The 14,512-nt window shown below is 71.1% G+C and carries 14 protein-coding genes; 6 read left to right on the top strand and 8 right to left on the bottom strand.

Annotated features, from left to right (window positions below):
* Positions 1-70: 70 nt before the first annotated feature.
* The 5 genes from KCH87_RS24775 to KCH87_RS24755 are packed head-to-tail and all read right to left on the bottom strand — an operon-like array spanning position 71 to position 5,285.
* The gene (locus KCH87_RS24775; RefSeq protein WP_247196784.1) at positions 71-943 is read right to left on the bottom strand and encodes a glycosyltransferase; all 873 of its coding nucleotides are present in this window, start codon (positions 941-943) and stop codon (positions 71-73) included.
* A gap of 8 nt (positions 944-951) precedes the next feature.
* Entirely contained in the window at positions 952-1,731 is a 780-nt protein-coding gene (locus KCH87_RS24770) for a CDP-alcohol phosphatidyltransferase family protein (RefSeq protein WP_210588437.1), read from the bottom strand.
* Positions 1,709-2,770 (bottom strand): iron-containing alcohol dehydrogenase family protein, encoded by a 1,062-nt coding sequence (locus tag KCH87_RS24765; RefSeq protein ID WP_210588436.1) that lies wholly within the window; start codon positions 2,768-2,770, stop codon positions 1,709-1,711. The genes KCH87_RS24770 and KCH87_RS24765 overlap by 23 nt, the downstream gene beginning before the upstream one ends.
* Positions 2,758-3,510, bottom strand: coding sequence for a sugar phosphate nucleotidyltransferase (locus tag KCH87_RS24760; RefSeq protein WP_210588435.1), 753 nt, complete (start codon positions 3,508-3,510; stop codon positions 2,758-2,760). Before KCH87_RS24760 ends, KCH87_RS24765 begins: the two co-directional genes overlap by 13 nt.
* Complete coding sequence (locus KCH87_RS24755) at positions 3,507-5,285, bottom strand: DUF5941 domain-containing protein (RefSeq protein WP_210588434.1); 1,779 nt, start codon at positions 5,283-5,285, stop codon at positions 3,507-3,509. Before KCH87_RS24755 ends, KCH87_RS24760 begins: the two co-directional genes overlap by 4 nt.
* A gap of 418 nt (positions 5,286-5,703) precedes the next feature.
* On the opposite strand from KCH87_RS24755, the gene KCH87_RS24750 reads away from it, so the two are divergent.
* Positions 5,704-6,642 (top strand): cation diffusion facilitator family transporter, encoded by a 939-nt coding sequence (locus KCH87_RS24750; RefSeq protein ID WP_210588433.1) that lies wholly within the window; start codon positions 5,704-5,706, stop codon positions 6,640-6,642.
* Positions 6,643-6,911: 269 nt separating this feature from the next.
* Complete coding sequence (idi, locus tag KCH87_RS24745; protein WP_210588432.1) at positions 6,912-7,505, top strand: isopentenyl-diphosphate Delta-isomerase; 594 nt, start codon at positions 6,912-6,914, stop codon at positions 7,503-7,505.
* A 6-nt stretch (positions 7,506-7,511) separates the two neighbouring features.
* Here idi and KCH87_RS24740 read toward each other — a convergent pair whose 3' ends face one another.
* Positions 7,512-8,021, bottom strand: coding sequence for an ATP-binding protein (locus KCH87_RS24740; RefSeq protein WP_210588628.1), 510 nt, complete (start codon positions 8,019-8,021; stop codon positions 7,512-7,514).
* A gap of 270 nt (positions 8,022-8,291) precedes the next feature.
* Between KCH87_RS24740 and KCH87_RS24735 the strand changes: the two genes are divergently transcribed.
* Positions 8,292-9,041 carry an enoyl-CoA hydratase/isomerase family protein gene (locus KCH87_RS24735; protein ID WP_210588431.1) on the top strand — a complete coding sequence of 250 codons (750 nt, stop codon included), beginning with the start codon at positions 8,292-8,294 and terminating at the stop codon, positions 9,039-9,041.
* Here the strand turns inward: KCH87_RS24735 and KCH87_RS24730 are convergent.
* Complete coding sequence (locus KCH87_RS24730; protein WP_210588430.1) at positions 9,028-9,663, bottom strand: DJ-1/PfpI family protein; 636 nt, start codon at positions 9,661-9,663, stop codon at positions 9,028-9,030. The genes KCH87_RS24735 and KCH87_RS24730 overlap by 14 nt on opposite strands.
* An 11-nt stretch (positions 9,664-9,674) precedes the next feature.
* On the bottom strand, positions 9,675-10,634 hold the full coding sequence (locus tag KCH87_RS24725) for a GlxA family transcriptional regulator (protein ID WP_210588429.1): 960 nt from the start codon (positions 10,632-10,634) through the stop codon (positions 9,675-9,677).
* A gap of 112 nt (positions 10,635-10,746) precedes the next feature.
* Here KCH87_RS24725 and KCH87_RS24720 point away from each other — a divergent pair, with 112 nt between their 5' ends.
* The 3 genes from KCH87_RS24720 (at position 10,747) to KCH87_RS24715 (ending at position 14,380) form a co-directional block, all read left to right on the top strand.
* Positions 10,747-11,616 carry a hypothetical protein gene (locus tag KCH87_RS24720; protein WP_210588428.1) on the top strand — a complete coding sequence of 290 codons (870 nt, stop codon included), beginning with the start codon at positions 10,747-10,749 and terminating at the stop codon, positions 11,614-11,616.
* An 82-nt stretch (positions 11,617-11,698) separates the two neighbouring features.
* Positions 11,699-11,830 (top strand): LPFR motif small protein, encoded by a 132-nt coding sequence (locus KCH87_RS50120; protein WP_282612984.1) that lies wholly within the window; start codon positions 11,699-11,701, stop codon positions 11,828-11,830.
* Between the two features lie 123 nt (positions 11,831-11,953).
* Complete coding sequence (locus KCH87_RS24715) at positions 11,954-14,380, top strand: Tex family protein (protein ID WP_210588427.1); 2,427 nt, start codon at positions 11,954-11,956, stop codon at positions 14,378-14,380.
* Positions 14,381-14,512: the final 132 nt, after the last annotated feature.

Genomic DNA, 14,512 nt, shown 5'->3' with positions numbered 1-14,512 from the left:
GCGGCCTGTGGGGGCAGGGCATGAGCCGGCGGCCATGCGAAACGGCCGGGTGCTCTCAGGACCGAGCTTGTCAGATGACGGGGGGTCGGCCCAGTCGAGTCAGCCGCCACACCGTACGCCACTTCATGGGCCGGCGGGGCCCGCAGTCGGTCGTCCAGCCTTCCCGGAATCCGCCGAACCATGCCCTGAGCGCGGGCCGCGAGGGGCGGCGCAGGAGGGTGAGCAGCAGCCAGACGCCCAGGTAGACGGGGACCAGGGGCGCGGGGAGGTTGCGGCGGGCGAGCCACACGCGGTTGCGGGCGACCATGCGGTGGTAGACCGCGTGCCGCGAGGGCGCGGTCGTCGGGTGGAACAGCACCATGTCGGACCGGTAGTCGATCATCCAGCCCGCGTCGAGGGCCCGCCATGCCAGGTCGGTTTCCTCGTGCGCGTAGAAGAATTCGTCCGGGAGCGCGCCGACTTCGGCGAGGACCTGGGTGCGGACGGCGTTGGCGCCGCCGAGGAAGGTGGTGACCCGGGAGGAGCGCAGCGGGTCGGAGGCGCGCAGCCGGGGTACGTGACGGCGCTGGGTCTCGCCGGTGTCCGGGTCGGCGATGCGGAAGCTGATGATGCCGAGCCTCGGGTCGGCCGCGAAAGCCTGACGGCAGAGTTCGGCGGTGTCGTGCTGGGCGAGCAGGCCGTCGTCGTCGAGAAATAGCAATATGTCGACGTCGCGACCGCTGGGGCCGAAGGCCTCTATGCCGACGTTGCGGCCGCCGGGGATGCCGAGGTTCTCGGGCAGCTCGATCGTGCGGACGCCCTCGGGGACGGCGGGGACGGGCGAGCCGTTGCCGACGACGACCACCGCGACCGGGTCGCCGTCCTGCTTGGCGACCGAGTCGAGCAGGGCCCTGAGCTCGTCGGGGCGGTTGCCCATGGTGATGATGACCGCGCCGACCTTCATGCCGGGCGTCACCGGAGCCTGCTCGAGGCGAGGATGGACACCAGGTGCAGCAGGGTCTGCAGGAGCGCGATACCGGCCAGCACCGCGACGCCGAGCCGGGAGAAGAACAGGTCGCCGCGCATCGTGTCCAGGACGGCCAGGACCAGGATCAGGATGGACGCCTCGATACCGAGCACCAGTCGGTGGAAGTTCAGCGCCGCGGCGGCCTTGCGGGCCAGCGCCATGCCGGAGGAGCGCGGCTCGGACGCCGACTCCTTGACCGGCGGGAGTCCGCCCTGGTGGCGGGCGACGCCGACGAGGTCGGTCTCGGCCTTGATCAGGATCGCACCCAGGGCGGCCAGGGTGCCGAGGAACGCCCACAGCCAGTCGATGCGCCCGGAGCCCCACAGGTCGGCGGCGCGCAGGCCGAAGCCGACGAGCACCGCGGCATCGGTGAGGTAGGCGCCGACCCGGTCCAGATAGACCCCGCCGAGCGAGAACTGCTGCTTCCAGCGCGCGACTTCGCCGTCGACGCAGTCCAGCAGCAGATACAGCTGGACGCACACCACGCCGAGGACGGCGCCCGTGATCCCCGGCACCAGCAGGGCCGGGGCCGCGAGGACGCCGAAGAGGGTCATCAGGTACGTGAGCTGGTTGGGCGTGACCCTGGTGTTCACCAGGTAGCGGTCGACCCGCAGGGACACCTCACGCATGTAGAGGCGTCCCATCCAGTGCTCACCGCTGCGCCGGTCCTTCACTCCCGCGGGGTGAACGACGGGGCGGAGTTCAGCTACCGATGGCCTTGACATAGTCGGTGTAGGTGTCCTTGATCTGGTCGGTGGTGAGGTCGAGGTGTTCGAGGATCGTGTAGCGGCCGGGCCGGGTCTGCGGGGCGAACTCCACGACCTTGACGAACTCCTCGGTCGTGAAGCCGATCTCCTCCGGCAGCACCGGCAGCCCGTGCCGGCGCAGCACCTCGGCCATGTACGCCGACTCCTCGTGCGCGCCCCGGAGATACATCGCGAAGGCCGCGCCCAGGCCGCACCCCTCGCCGTGGGCGGGCGCGCGCTTGGGGTAGAGCCCGTCGAAGGCGTGGTGGATCTCGTGGCAGGCCCCGGAGCACGGCCTCGAGTCACCGGAGACCGACATGGCGATACCGCTGAGCACCAAGGCCTCGGCGAGCACCTGGAGGAAGCCGTTGTCCCCGATGCCGCCCGGGTGCCGCAGCACCGCCTCGCCGGCCTGGCGGGCCATCGCCGCGGCGAGTCCGTCGACCTTCTCGCCGTTGACCCGGTTGGCGAGCTCCCAGTCGGCGACCGCGGAGATGTTGGAGATGGCGTCGCCGATGCCGGAGCGCACGAAGCGCGCGGGGGCCTCACGGATCACATTGAGGTCGATGACGACCGCGATCGGGTTCGGCACACCGTAGGAACCGCGGCCCGCGTCGTTGTCGAGGGTGGCGACCGGGGAGCACAGGCCGTCATGCGCGAGGTTGGTGGCGACGGCGACCAGCGGGAGGCCGACGCGCGCCGCCGCGAACTTGGCACAGTCGATGATCTTGCCGCCGCCGAGTCCGACGACCGCGTCGTAGTGGCCGGCCCTCATGTCGGCAGCCAGCCTGATCGCGTCGTCGATGGTGCCGCCGCCCACCTCGTACCAGGTGGCGCCGGGCAGCGAGGGGGCGACGCGTTCACGCAGCCTGGCGCCGGAGCCGCCGCTGACCGCGACGGCGAGCTTCCCGGAGTGCGAGATGCGCTCGTCGGCCAGCACACAGCCCAGGTCGTCCAGGGCACCCGGGCGGATGTCCACGACGACCGGTGAGGGGATGAGCCTGGTCAGTACCGGCACGCGATCTCCCGTCCCCGGGCGAGATCGTCGTGGTTGTCGATCTCGACCCAGTCGACCTCGCCGATCGGCGCCACGTCGATGCGGAAGCCGCGGTTCACGAGCTCCTGGTAGCCGTGCTCGTAGAACTGCTGCGGGTCGGTCTCCCAGACGGTCTTCAGCGCGTCGGCCAGCTCGGGGGCGGCGTCGCCCTCGATGAGCGTGACGCCGATGTACTCGCCGGTGGCCGCGGAAGGATCCATCAGCTTGGTGATCTTCGTCATGCCCTTCTCGGGGCCGACGACGACCTTCATCTCCTCGTCCGCGAGGGACTTCACGGTGTCGAGGGCGAGGATGATCTTCCTGCCGTCGCCGCGGGCGGCGAGCAGCGTCCTCTCGACGGAGACCGGGTGGACGGTGTCGCCGTTGGCGAGGATCACGCCGTCCTTGAGGGCGTCACGGCCGCACCACAGGGAGTAGGCGTTGTTCCACTCCTCGGCCTTGTCGTTGTCGATGAGGGTGAGCGTGAGGCCGTACTTCGCCTCGAGGGCCGCCTTGCGCTCGTAGACGGCTTCCTTGCGGTAGCCGACGATGATCGCGACCTCGGTCAGGCCGATCTCGGCGAAGTTGGCGAGGGTGAGGTCCAGCACGGTCGGTTCGCCCTCGATACCCGCGGGCCCCACCGGCACCAGTGCCTTCGGCAGGGTGTCGGTGTAGGGCCGCAGGCGCCGTCCGGCGCCTGCCGCCAGCACGAGGCCGATCATGCGGGTTCTCCTTCGTCGTGTACGGCGGGTGCCCCGGCGGACACCCAGAAGCGGATGCTCTCGACGAGCACCACCAGGGCGACGGCCCCGGCGAGGACCGTGAGCGCGACCTCGAACTGCGCGCCGGTGAGCAGCGCGGCCAGCACGACGACCACCAGCGTCCGGCCCTCGTGCCCCCCGATCGCCCGCACCAGCCACTTCGGCGGAGCGCCCGCGTTGCCGCGGATGCGATAGACCGTGTCGTAGTGATGGTAGGCGACGGCGGCCACCAGGCCGAAAGCCGCGGGAAGCGCTCCGTTCACCTCTGATTCAGCCGCCAGGATCAGGACGGTCCCGTATTCGGCGGCACGGAAGAAGGGGGGAACCAGCCAGTCCAGGGCGCCTTTGAGGGGGCGGGAGACGGCGACGGCCGACAGGAGGACGTAGCCGATCGCGCACAGCACGGTCTGCCATTCCGCGGCCCAAAGTGCGGCGGAGATCACCACCAGCAGGCCACCGGCAAAAGCGGCGTAATACGCGCCACGGTCAAACCTGCCACGCGCGGCCCGAAGGACCAGTTCGGTGAGCGGACCGGAGTCCGCCAGATCCGCGAGCGCCTGCGCCGCCCGGTCGGTCCGCCGGGCCTTGCGCGTCAGGGAACGCAGCACGCGCCCCGCCGTGGTGTACGTCGCCGCGAAGGCGCACCCGATGAGCAGCGCGTAGAAGGTGATCCGCGGTGTCGTGAACGCCGTCAGGACCGCGATCATCGCCCAGCGCTCACCGATCGGCAGGACGATCATCCGGCGCACCCAGACCGTCCAGCCGACGCTGTCGAGCTTGCCGGAGAGGGCAGCCGTGGGACTGGTGTTGGCGGTGGCGTCGTGGTTCGCCTCGTTGAAGGAGAAGTCGACGACGTGCCGGCAGGTCTGGAGGATCATCGCGCCGAGGGCGAGGGCCCACACGTCATCGCCGCCGCGGGCCGCACCGAGGGCGAGGCCGGCGTAGTAGGCGTACTCCTTGGCGCGGTCGAAGGTGGCGTCGAGCCAGGCGCCGAGCGTCGAGTACTGGAGGGAGTAGCGGGCGAGCTGTCCGTCGGTGCAGTCCAGGACGAAGGAGAAGAGGAGCAGCAGTCCGGCGGCTATGAATCCGCCCCGGGTGCCGGTGGCCGCACAGCCCGCCGCGATGAGCGCGGTGAGCAGGGAGGCGGTGGTGACCTGGTTCGGGGTGAAGCCGCGGCGGGCGCACCAGCGGGCCAGGTAGCGCGAGTACGGGCTGATGCAGAAGGTGGTGAAGAAGCCGTCGCGGGCCTTCACCGCCGACTTCAGGCGTACGGCCTCGTCGTCGACGGCGGCGACGGCCTGCCGTGCCTCGTTGCGGGCCTGCGGGTCGGCGGGGACGACGGCGACGAGGCTGCCGAGTTCCGGGCGGTGCACGTCGGCGTCGAGGGCGGTGGTGATGCGGTCGGCGAGGCTGTCCACCAGCAGCGCGCCGCCGGCGGAGTTCTCGCGGGCCAGCGCCCGGGTCAGGGCCTGACGGCCGCCGGCCTGGGCGGTCACGGCGCCCGGGATCGCGGCGAGCGGGAAGCGGGGGTCGGTGAGGCCGAGGCGCAGAGCGTGCAGGTGGCCGACGAAGCGGGTGTCGACCACGGCGACCCGCTGGTCACCCGGAACCGCGGCGAGGAAGGTCTCCGCGTCGGCGGCGTCGGACGCGACCCGCACCTCGAAGCCGAGCGACCGCAGATCGCCCTCGAGCGACGATCCGGGCACCGGCTGACCGGTGAGGATGGCGGTCGACAACCGAACTCACTCCCTGAGGGTGCCGACGCGTCCGCGCCGGTCATGTGCATGGTGGGGGCGCCCCTTGGCTGCACCAGGCGGGCGGCATGTCGGCAGAGGCTATCGGATGATGGGAAGTCCGTGTTCACCGGCCGTTCATGGCCCGGTCGACACGATCTGCCCTTGCCTTTGCCGTGATCATCATCAGGGATCGCCTGCCCGGCACACAAAATCGCGGTCCCGGAACGGACATTCGCGACAGGGCCCCCGCAGGCCGAACATGCGTCAATCCGGGCCACCGCCGATCACCCAACCGCCTGACCTGCACTTCGTTTGCGCAGGTCAGGGCACATGACAACGGTGTTCAGTGCCGCGTTGCCCCATACCCCCCACCCGTAGTTCACTGTGATCCCGGACAGAAATCAGGAGGGCTGCTGCCATGGGGGCTGGGCACGATCACGGGCATGCGCACGGCGCACCCGCCGGCGGTACGGCGACAGCCGCGTACCGCGGCAGACTGCGCGTCGCGCTGTCGATCACGCTCGGCGTCATGGTGGTCGAGATCGTCGGCGGCATCGTCGCCGATTCGCTCGCCCTGGTCGCCGACGCCGCGCATATGGCGACGGACGCGCTGGGCCTCGGTATGGCTCTCCTCGCGATCCACTTCGCCGGCCGCCCCGCGACCGGCAAGCGCACGTTCGGGTACGCCCGTGCCGAGATCCTCGCCGCCCTCGCCAACTGCCTGCTGCTGCTCGGGGTCGGCGGTTACGTGCTGTTCGAGGCGATCCAGCGGTTCTTCACGCCGGCCGACACCGAGGGCGGCCTGATGATCGTGTTCGGTCTGATCGGCCTGGTGGCGAACCTGGTGTCGCTGACGCTGCTGATGCGCGGCCAGAAGGAGAGCCTGAACGTGCGCGGCGCGTTCCTGGAGGTGGCGGCGGACGCGCTGGGCTCGGTCGCGGTGCTGATCTCCGCGGCGGTGATCCTGACCACGGGCTGGCAGGCGGCCGACCCGATCGCCTCGCTGGTCATCGGCCTGATGATCGTGCCCCGGACCTTGAAGCTGCTGCGCGAGACCCTCGACGTCCTGCTGGAGTCGGCCCCCAAGGACGTCGACATGGCGGAGGTACGGGAGCACATACTGGCCCTCGAAGGCGTCGAGGACGTCCACGACCTGCACGCCTGGACGATCACCTCCGGCATGCCGGTCCTGTCCGCGCACGTCGTAGTGCGCTCCGAAGTGCTGAGCGCTATCGGTCACGAGAAGATGCTGCACGAGCTCCAGGGCTGCCTCGGCCACCACTTCGACGTCGAGCACTGCACCTTCCAGCTGGAGCCCGGCGGGCACGCGGAACACGAGGCACGGCTCTGCCACTGACACCGGCGCGTGTGCAGCACATCTGTAACCGGCGCGCGCGGAGCGCATCGCTCCGGCGCGCGGTTGCGTCCTCCCTCTCACAGCCCCGCCCCGGGCGGTTCTCCGCTCCGGACACCGGGCACGATCACCAACCGGGCCCCTCTCCCGGCACCGACCGCCGCCGGCCACGGCCCGCGCCCGGCGCGGACATGCGGGCGTGCCGCGAAGTGCCGGGAGTGCCGGATTCGTACGGCAGACTTGGGGCGCGAAAACCGATGCGAAGGATGGGTATGCCGATCACACCTGCCACCGCGACGCACAGCTCGTCGAACGGCACCTCGGACGCGATTTTGCTGGAACTGGTCGACGAGAACGGCGTGACGATCGGCACCGCGGAGAAGCTCGCCGCCCATCAGCCGCCGGGGCAGCTGCACCGCGCCTTCTCCGTGTTCCTCTTCGACGACCGCGGCCGGCTGCTGCTCCAGCAGCGGGCGCTGGGCAAGTACCACTCCCCCGGTGTGTGGTCCAACACCTGCTGCGGCCACCCCTACCCGGGCGAGGCGCCCTTCGCGGCGGCGGCCCGGCGGACGTACGAGGAGCTGGGGGCCTCGCCCTCGCTGCTCGCCGAGGCCGGCACGGTCCGCTACAACCACCCGGACCCGGCCTCGGGCCTGGTGGAGCAGGAGTACAACCACCTCTTCGTCGGTCTGGTGCAGGCACCGCTGCGGCCCGATCCGGAGGAGGTCGGCACGACGGCCTTCGTGACCCCCGCCGAGCTGGCGGAGCGGCACGCGAAGGATGTCTTCTCCTCCTGGTTCATGACCGTGCTGGACGCGGCCCGGCCCGCGGTCAAAGAGCTGACGGGCCCGTCGGCCGGCTGGTGAGCGGGCTTACAGCACGCGCACGGGGGTGAGCGGCAGGGCGGCCCAGATCACCTTGCCGCCGCTCGCGGTGTGCTCGACGTCGCACACCCCGCCCGCCTCCCGGGTGACCTCGCGCACCAGCAGCAGCCCGCGCCCGCCGGTCTGTCCGTGGTCGGCCTCCAGGGCGGTGGGGCGGTAGGGGTGGTTGTCCTCCACCGACACCCGCACCCACTCGGCGCCCACGGCGACCTCCACGGCGATCATCGGCGACAGCAGCGCCGCATGCCGGACGGCGTTCGTGACCAGCTCCGAGATGATCAGCAGCAGGCCCTGGACCAGATCGTCGGAGACCGGCACGCCCTGACGGAGCAGCAGGTCCCGCACGGCGTGCCGGGCCTGCGGGACCGAGGCGTCGACGGCCGGTGCGGTGAACCGCCAGACCCCCTCGTACGGCAGCGGATCGGGCGCCCTGTTGTCGAGGGGCCCTTCCGTGCCGCCCTCTGGGCGTGGGCCGGGCCCACGCCCGTGGTTCTCCATCGTCCGGTCCCCACCCTTGCGCTCGATTGTCACCACACCTTGAGTGTTGGCACCGAGTCACTGCGGTCCGGAGAACTGAACAGAAGTCAGCTGGTATCGAACGGTTCTGATCGTTGGCGTATGACACGGTCAGTTGTGGGACTGCTCCTGTCCCCCTTGTGCCGACTTCGCGAACTATTCGGGTTGTACGGGTTTGACGCCATCCTCGCCCGATTCGTCCCCTCGGCCTCGCTGATCGCGGGTTCGGCGGGGACGGATAGCATCCGGCGCATGGAGCCGCAGCTGCTGCACAGTGTCGCCGACTCGGTGGCCACCGTCGTCATCCATCATCCGGCCAAGCGCAACGCCATGACCGCCGACATGTGGCGGGCCCTGCCGCCGCTGCTCGACACGCTGGCCGCCGATCCGGACGTACGGGCCCTGGTGCTGACCGGTCAGGGCGGGACGTTCTGCGCGGGCGCCGACATCTCCACGCTCCGGGGGTCGCCGGACGAGGCTCAGGGGCTCGCGGTGCGTGCCGAGGAGGCCCTCGCCGCGTTCCCGAAGCCGACGCTGGCGGCGGTCCGCGGGCACTGTGTGGGCGGCGGTTCGCAGCTTGCGGCCGCCTGTGATCTGCGGTTCGCCGAGGAGGGCGCGCTGTTCGGGGTGACGCCGGCGAAGCTCGGGATCGTGTATCCGGCGTCCTCCACCCGGCGTTTGGTGTCGCTGGTGGGTCCTGCGACAGCCAAGTACCTGCTGTTCTCCGGCGAGTTGATCGACGCGGAGCGGGCGCTGCGCTCCGGCCTGGTCGACGAGGTGCTGCCCGAGGGCGAACTCGACAAGCGGGTCGCGGAGTTCACCCGGGTCCTGGTCTCGCGCTCCCAACTGACGCAGGCCGCGGCGAAGGAGTTCTCGAACGGCCGCACCGACCGGGACGCCCACTGGGCCGAGCAGGCGCGCGGCAGCGGCGACACCGCGGAGGGCGTCGCCGCGTTCCTGGAGCGCAGGCAGCCGCGCTTCACCTGGACTACGTCAGGATGAACCGGCTGCGCGCGCGGAGGGCGTCGACGATGTGCGCGGGCGCCTTCCGCGGCGACCCGGCGTCGTACGGCGGCTGAGGGTCGTACTCCGTGGCCAGTTGTACGGCCTGGGCGTGGTCGTCGCCGGCGATGCGCCCGAGCAGGGTGAGCGCCATGTCGATGCCGGAGGAGACGCCGGCCGCGGTGACGTACTTGCCGTCGAGGACGACCCGCTCCCCCATCGGTTCGGCGCCGAAGCGCTTCAGCTGGTCCAGCGCCAGCCAGTGGGAGGTCGCCCGGCGGCCCCGGAGGAGTCCGGCGGCGGCGAGCAGCAGGGAGCCGGTGCACACGGAGGTGGTCCAGGTGCTGGTGGCGTCGACCGCGCGCAGCCAGTCCAGCAACTGCTCGTCCTCCATCAGCGCGCTCTGGCCGGGACCGCCGGCCACGACCACGATGTCGGGACGCTCCACCTCTGCCAGCGCCCTGTCGGCGGTGAGCGCGAGCACTCCGTTGTCGGAACGGACGGGTCCGGCCTCCTTGGCGACGAAGACGGTCTCCGCGTCCGGGGTGCGGGCGAGGATCTCGTAGGGGCCGACGGCGTCGAGGGCGGTGAACCGGTCGTAGATGACCAGGGCGATCTGCATCGGTGGTCCTTTCAGTGCGCGGGTGCGGGGCGGAAGCGGCGGCGGTACTCGGCCGGGGCCGTCCCCAGGGACCTCACGAAAGCGCGCCGCATGGCCTCGGAGGTGCCGTAGCCGCTGGCGCGGGAGATCTCCTCGATGCCGTCTCCCGTGTCCTCCAGCAGACGGCGGGCGTGTTCGAGGCGGACGCGGTCGACGTACCGGCCGGGTGTCATGCCGGTCTCGGCCTGGAAGGCGCGGGCGAAGTGGCGGGGTGAGAGGCGGGCGCGGGCGGCCAGCGACTCGACGCTCAGATCTGCGGCCGGATGCTCGGTGATCCACTGCTGGACTTCGCGGAGCGGTTCGCGCTGTGCGGTCTGGGCGGCGAGCTGGGCGCTGAACTGGGCCTGGTTTCCGGGACGGCGCAGGAAGACGACCAGGTGACGGGCGATCGTCAGGGCCGTCTCGCGTCCCAGGTCCTCCTCGACCAGGGCGAGCGCGAGGTCGATGCCCGAAGTGACGCCGGCCGACGTGGAGACCTGTCCGTCGCGGATGTAGATGGGGTCGGCGTCGACCTGTACGGCCGGGTGGTCGCGAGCGAGCTTGTCGCTGTACGCCCAGTGGGTCGTGGCGCGGCGGCCGTCCAGCAGGCCCGCCTCGGCGAGCAGGATCGCCCCGGTGCAGACGGAGACCAGGCGTTCGGCGCGCGGGCCGTGGTCACGCAGCCAGTCGGTGAGGCGTGGGTGACGGCCGCGGGTGCCCTGGCCGCCGGGGACGAGGAGGGTGTGCGGGTCGGCCACGGCGTCCAGGGTGCCGTCCGGTACGAGGGTCAGGCCGCTGGACGTGCGCACGGGAGCGCCGTCCAGGGACGCCGTACGGATGCGGTACGTCCCCGGGGTGTGCTTCTCGGCCCCGGCGAAGACCTCCACCGGGCCGGTGACATCGAGGCTCTGCACGCCTTCGAAGAGGACGACGAGAACGGATCGCTGCGCCATGCGACCGATTCTTCGCGAGCCGAACGATGGCCGCAAGGACGAGTTCCCCACCTTTTCTGCCCTGGCCGGGGAGCAGTGGAATACGAACCGACCGGTCAGTAATGTTCGCGGCATGACTGCTTCCGCCATCGATCCGCGCGCCGGCCGACGCTGCCACACCGCGCTGAACGCCCTGCACGCCACGCACTACTTCGCGCCCGAGGTGCGCAAGGAGCTGGGCGCGCTCGGGGTCACCGACCCCAGGGCCGTCAACTTCGCCGTGCGGGCGGCCGCGTTGGGGCCGGTGGGGCCCGGGGCGGTGACGGCGACGTTCTACAACTACAAGTACGAGCTCGTGGCCCGCCATGTGCCCGCGGTGTGGGCGATCGCCGCGCCCGACGCCGTCCTGGCGGCACGCGCGCGTGCCGTCGATTCGGCGCTACGGCGTCTCCTGGGCGAGCAGGTCGTGGCCTCGCCGGAGATGGCGGAGGCCGCGCGTCTCGCGCTGCGGGCGGCCGAGGCCTGTTCGCGCAGCGCCCGGCCGCTGTACGCCGCGCACGCCGACCTCCCCGTGCCCGAGGCACCGCATCTGGCGTACTGGCACGCGGCGACACTGCTGCGTGAGCACCGGGGCGACGGCCATCTCACCGCGCTGATGTCGGCGAACCTCGACGGGCTTCAGGCGCTGGTGACCCACACGGCGACCGGCAAGGGCATGGCCCCGAAGTGGGTGTTCGGCACCCGTGGTTGGAGCCAGGAGGAGTGGGACGCGGCGAAGGCCCGGCTGCGGGAGCGCGGGCTGCTGAGCGGGGCGGGCGAGCTGACCGAGCAGGGCGTCGCGCTCCGGGAGGAGATCGAACGGGACACGGACCGGCTGGACCGGGCACCGTACGAGCACCTGGGCGCGGAGGGCGTCGCGCGGCTGACGGAACTGGGGGCCGGGTTCGCCCGTGCCGCTGTGGCCGCCGGGGCGTTTCCGGAGGACCTGTTCGGAAAGGGCTGAGCCGGGACGCGACGCATGGCGGGACCTGGGCGAGGTACTCGGTCTGTCCCGGCCACCTGGTCCGGAGAGAAAGGGGATGTCCATGCTCCGTGCGATTGCAGATGTGTTGCGACAGATAGGTGGGGCGATCGCCACCGTGGTGACGCTGCCCTTCCGTGCGCTGGCCCGGCTCCTCGGCGGGGCCTCCGGCGGCTCGCGGCGACGCAGGGCCTGAATTCGCCCGCTCCGGAGTCCTTGCGCCCGTCCCGACGGGGCGGAGGTGGCGCCCTGATCCCCGATTGTCGGTGTCACCTGCCACAATTGCCGCGCAACCTCAGTGAGAAGGCGGTACGGGATCGTGACGACACCCGGGTCCATCGAAGTAGGGTCCATCGAAGGCAGGATCGCCGAGGAGCTCGGCGTACGGGAGCGGCAAGTGAAGGCTGCCGTGGAGCTGCTCGACGGCGGTTCGACGGTGCCCTTCATCGCCCGCTACCGCAAGGAAGCGACCGAGATGCTCGACGACGCGCAGCTGCGCACGCTCGAGGAACGGCTGCGCTATCTGCGGGAGCTGGAGGAGCGGCGGACGGCGATCCTCGAATCGGTGCGCGAGCAGGGCAAGCTCACCGACGAGCTGGAGGCGCAGATCCGCGGCGCCGAGACGAAAGCGCGGCTCGAGGACATCTATCTGCCGTACAAGCCGAAGCGGCGGACCAAGGCGCAGATCGCCCGTGAGGCCGGCCTGGAGCCGCTCGCGGAGGGCCTGCTCGGCGATGCGACGGTCGACCCGCTGGCCGCGGCCGCGGCATTCGTCGACGCCGACAAGGGCGTCGCCGATCCACAGGCCGCGCTGGACGGTGCGCGGGCGATCCTCACCGAGCGGTTCTCGGAGGACGCCGACCTGATCGGCGAGGTGCGCGAGCGCATGTGGGTGCGCGGGCGGCTGGCCGCCAAGGTGCGGGAGGGCAAGGAGGAGGCGGGCGCCAAGTTCGCCGACTACTTCGACTTCGCCGAGCCGTTCACCGCGCTGCCCTCGCACCGGATCCTCGCCATGCTGCGCGGTGAGAAGGAGGAGGTGCTCGATCTCGTCCTGGAGCCGGAGGAGGCGACGGAAGGGCCTTCGTCGTACGAGGGGATCGTCGCGTCCAAGTTCGGGATCGCCGACCGCGGCCGTCCCGCCGACAAGTGGCTGACGGACACCGTCCGCTGGGCCTGGCGCACCCGCATCCTCGTGCACCTCGGCCTCGACCTGCGCGTTCGGCTGCGTACGGCCGCCGAGGACGAGGCGGTCAACGTCTTCGCCGCCAACCTGCGCGACCTGCTGCTCGCCGCTCCGGCCGGCACGCGCGCGACGCTGGGGCTGGATCCCGGCTTCCGTACAGGCGTGAAGGTCGCCGTCGTCGACGCGACCGGCAAGGTCGTGGCGACCGATGTCATCCACCCGCACGTCCCGGCGAACAAGTGGGACGAGGCGATCGCCAAGCTGGCGCGGCTGTCGAAGGAGCACGCGGTCGAGCTGATCGCGATCGGCAACGGCACGGCGTCCCGGGAGACCGACAAGCTCGCCGGTGAACTGATCGGCAAACACCCGGAGTTGAATCTCACCAAGGTGATGGTGTCCGAGGCGGGCGCGTCCGTGTACTCGGCGTCGGCGTTCGCCTCGCAGGAGCTGCCGGACATGGACGTGTCGCTGCGCGGTGCGGTGTCGATCGCGCGCCGGCTCCAGGACCCGCTGGCCGAGCTGGTGAAGATCGACCCGAAGTCGATCGGTGTCGGCCAGTACCAGCACGACCTGTCCGAGGTGAAGCTGTCGCGCTCGCTGGACGCGGTGGTCGAGGACTGTGTGAACGGTGTCGGTGTCGACGTGAACACGGCGTCCGCGCCGCTTCTCTCGCGCGTGTCCGGCATCTCCTCCGGGCTCGCCGAGAACATCGTGTCGCACCGTGACGCCAACGGCCCGTTCAAGGCGAGGTCCGAGCTGAAGGGTGTGGCACGGCTCGGCCCGAAGGCGTACGAGCAGTGCGCGGGCTTCCTGCGGATCCGGGGCGGCGACGACCCGCTGGACGCGTCGAGCGTCCACCCCGAGGCCTATCCCGTCGTACGGCGGATGGTGCAGACGTCCGGTCAGCAGGTGGCCTCCCTCGTCGGCAACACGGGTGTGCTGCGCTCGCTGAAGCCGCAGGAGTTCGTCGACGAGACCTTCGGTCTGCCGACCGTCACCGACATCCTCAAGGAGCTGGAGAAGCCCGGGCGCGACCCCCGGCCCGCCTTCAAGACCGCCACCTTCAAGGACGGCATCGAGAAGATCTCCGACGTGTCCTCCGGAATGGTCCTCGAGGGTGTCGTGACGAATGTGGCGGCCTTCGGGGCGTTCGTCGACGTGGGCGTGCACCAGGACGGTCTGGTGCATGTGTCCGCGATGTCGAAGACGTTCGTGAAGGACCCGCGGGATGTGGTCAAGCCCGGCGACATCGTCAAGGTGAAGGTCCTGGACATCGACATTCCGCGGAAGCGGATCTCGCTGACGCTGAGGCTGGACGACGAGGCGGCACCCGCTCAGGGGCAGCAGGGCGGAGGCGGCGAGCGACGGCAGCAGCGCGGCGGCCGCCCGCCGCAGCAGCGTCAGGGCCGGGCAGGCGGCGGTGGCGAGCAGCGGCAGGGCCGTGGAGGCGGCGGTGGCGGCGGTGGCGGCGGCTCGCGCCAGGCACCCCCGCCCGCCAACAGCGCGATGGCTGACGCCCTGCGGCGCGCGGGGCTGCTCGATCCGAAGAAGGGCAAGGGCTGATGCATCCGGGCCCGGCCTCTCCGGTACGACCCGGAGGGCCGGGCCCGGTCTGTCCCTGGAATGGCGGCAGCCCCCGGGGGGACTCAGAAACTCCGATGCGGTACAGCGCCCCGTAAGGGGCGCGGGGAACTG

The organism is Streptomyces sp. GESEQ-35, assembly GCF_017948485.1.
Lineage (GTDB): Bacteria > Actinomycetota > Actinomycetes > Streptomycetales > Streptomycetaceae > Streptomyces.
The sequence above is the reverse complement of the archived record's forward strand: the minus strand, read 5'-3'. Positions and strand labels throughout refer to the sequence as shown.